This is a genomic window from Pseudomonas sp. PS01303 (assembly GCF_029959385.1).
Classification (GTDB): Bacteria; Pseudomonadota; Gammaproteobacteria; order Pseudomonadales; family Pseudomonadaceae; genus Aquipseudomonas; species Aquipseudomonas rustica.
Map to the genome: position 1 here is coordinate 1 of NZ_JASCPK010000290.1, position 2,512 is coordinate 2,512.

The following is a 2,512-nucleotide window of genomic DNA, read 5'->3' on the forward strand; positions in this document are numbered from 1 at the left end:
CAGGCTCACTCCTACAGATTGGAATGCGATCAACTGTAGGAGTGAGCCTGCTCGCGATGGGGGCATTGAAGTCTCCACACAATCTCCACATTCCCCCCACAAAACCCCCACACCCCATCACCAGACTCCCCCCATCAAAACAGGGAGAGTCCCATGAACAAAAATCTGACCATCAAGCTCGGCGCCATCGCGCTGCTGATCCTGCTAGTGCTGATCCCGCTGTTGATGATCGATGGCGTCATCGACGAGCGCCAACAGCTGCGCGACGGCGTGCTCGAAGACATCGCCCGCAGTTCCAGTTACAGCCAGCAGGTGAGCGGCCCGGTGATGGTGGTGCCATTTCGCAAAGTGATGCGCACGTGGAAAACCAACGAAAAAACCAATAAGCGTTACCAGGAAATCGGCGAAGAGCGCGGGCGTTTGTACTTTCTGCCCGAGCGTTTTGAGCTCGACGGCCAAGTGCAAACCGAACTGCGTAAACGCGGGATCTACGAGGCGCGACTGTTCCATGCCGACAACCGTATCAATGGTCATTTCTCACTGCCGGCGCAATTGGGCATCAAGGAAAATTTTGCTGACTACCAGTTCGACGCGCCGTTTCTCGCCGTCGGCATCAGCGACATTCGCGGCATCGAAAACGCGCTGAAACTGGAACTTGATGGTCAGCGTCTGGACTTTGTCCCGGGCACGGAAGTGGCTTGGCTCGGCGAGGGTGTGCGGGTCACGCTGCCGACGCTGGATACCAGCAAAACCACCGAGCTGGCGTTCGCCTTCGATCTGCAACTGCAGGGCACCGGTTCGCTGCGCGTGCTGCCGGTGGGCAAGACCAGCAGTGTCAGCCTCGGCGCGAATTGGCCGCATCCGAGCTTCATCGGCAACTTCCTGCCGGCCAAACGCGAGATCAGCGATCAGGGTTTCAAGGCCGATTGGCAGACCTCGTTTTTCTCCACCAACCTGCAGGAAGCAATGCATCGCTGTGTGATGGGCGATTGCGAGGCGTTCAACAGCCGCAGCTTTGGCGTGAGTTTTATCGACCCGGTGGATCAGTACCTGAAGAGTGACCGGGCGATCAAATATGCATTGCTGTTTATCGTCCTGACGTTCGCCGGTTTCTTTCTCTTCGAAGTACTGAAAAGTCTCGCGGTGCACCCGGTGCAATACGCGCTGGTCGGTGTCGCGTTGGCGTTTTTCTATCTGTTGCTGCTGTCGCTGTCGGAGCACATCGGTTTTACCCTGGCGTATCTGCTGTCGGCCAGTGCTTGTGTGTTGCTGATCGGCTTTTACGTCTGCCACGTGCTGCGCAGCGTGCACCATGGCTTGAGTTTTTCGGCGGGGTTGGCGGCGTTGTATGGACTGCTTTATGGGCTGTTGAGCGCGGAGGATTACGCGTTGTTGATGGGCTCGTTGCTGCTGTTCGGCTTGCTCGGTGTGTTTATGGTGCTGACGCGCAAACTGGATTGGTACGGGATCGGGCAGAAGCCGGCCAAACCGTTGGAGTTTGATATCGGGGTGGTGGAATGAGCCGGTCGCTGGGGTTGCGTGAGGATCAGCTGTGGAAGGATGGGTTAGTGACGCGGATTATCGGCTATTTGCCTGTGGAAGCGAGTTGCCGCCATCGCGAGCTGGCTCACTCCTACAGGGAAATGCGGTCAACTGTAGGAGTGAGCCTGCTCGCGAAGAGGCCGGAGCAGGCACCCAAAAACTAAGGCTTGGGCATCGTCGCGATCATGGACGGTCGCTGACTCACTTCAAAAAACCAGTTAGCCAGTTGCGGATTAGCTTCACGCCAGCCCAGGTCGGGGAAGCGCAGATCCAGGTAACCCAACGCACTGGCGACGCTGATCGCGGCCACATCGAAGTGGCTGGTCAGCTCGGCAATCGCATCGTGCTCCAACAGATTCAGCGCACGACGGATCTTCTCGCGTTGCGCTTCGAGCCATTCATCCCAGTGTTTTTCCGGGGCGCGCAGGACCTGTTCATAACGCACCATCACCGCGGCGTCCATGATCCCGTCGGCCAGCGAGGCGAGGGTCAGACGGCGCCAGCGGGCCGAGCCTTCGCGCGGGATCAGCGGGTTGCCGACGTGCTGGTGGTCGAGGTATTCGAGGATCACGCGGCTGTCATGGATGACCGTGCCGTCGGCTAGGCGCAGGGCCGGGATTTTTCCTAGCGGGTTGTCGGCATTGAGCTCGGCGCTCGGGCTGACCGGGGAGAGCACGCAGTCTTGCAGGGCAACGCGATCCTGCTGACCGGTTTCGTGGAGCAAGACCATTACTTTGCGCACGAACGGGGAGAGGGTGTTGTGGTACAGGGTCATGCTGGGGGCGGACATTGGCAGGGTCTCGATCAGAATGGTGAAGGGGCAGCATAGCCTGTCAGGATGCGAGCTCAAGCCTTGCGCTGAAGCAAATGTAGGAGTGAGCCTGCTCGCGATAGCGGTAGTTCAGTCAACGGTGATGTTGAATGTGATTGCGCTATTGCGAGCAGGCTCACTCCTACAGTGGTTTCTTAG

The 2,512-nt window shown here is 58.5% G+C and carries 2 protein-coding genes; one reads left to right on the plus strand and one right to left on the minus strand.

Annotated features, from left to right (window positions below; all coding sequences use genetic code 11):
* The first annotated feature begins 153 nt into the window (after positions 1 to 153).
* Complete coding sequence (creD, locus tag QMX93_RS30510) at positions 154 to 1,521, plus strand: cell envelope integrity protein CreD (RefSeq protein WP_282359310.1); 1,368 nt, start codon at positions 154 to 156, stop codon at positions 1,519 to 1,521.
* A gap of 181 nt (positions 1,522 to 1,702) precedes the next feature.
* On the opposite strand, the gene QMX93_RS30515 is transcribed toward creD, so the two are convergent.
* The gene (locus QMX93_RS30515) at positions 1,703 to 2,332 is read right to left on the minus strand and encodes a glutathione S-transferase (RefSeq protein WP_282359311.1); all 630 of its coding nucleotides are present in this window, start codon (positions 2,330 to 2,332) and stop codon (positions 1,703 to 1,705) included.
* Positions 2,333 to 2,512: the final 180 nt, after the last annotated feature.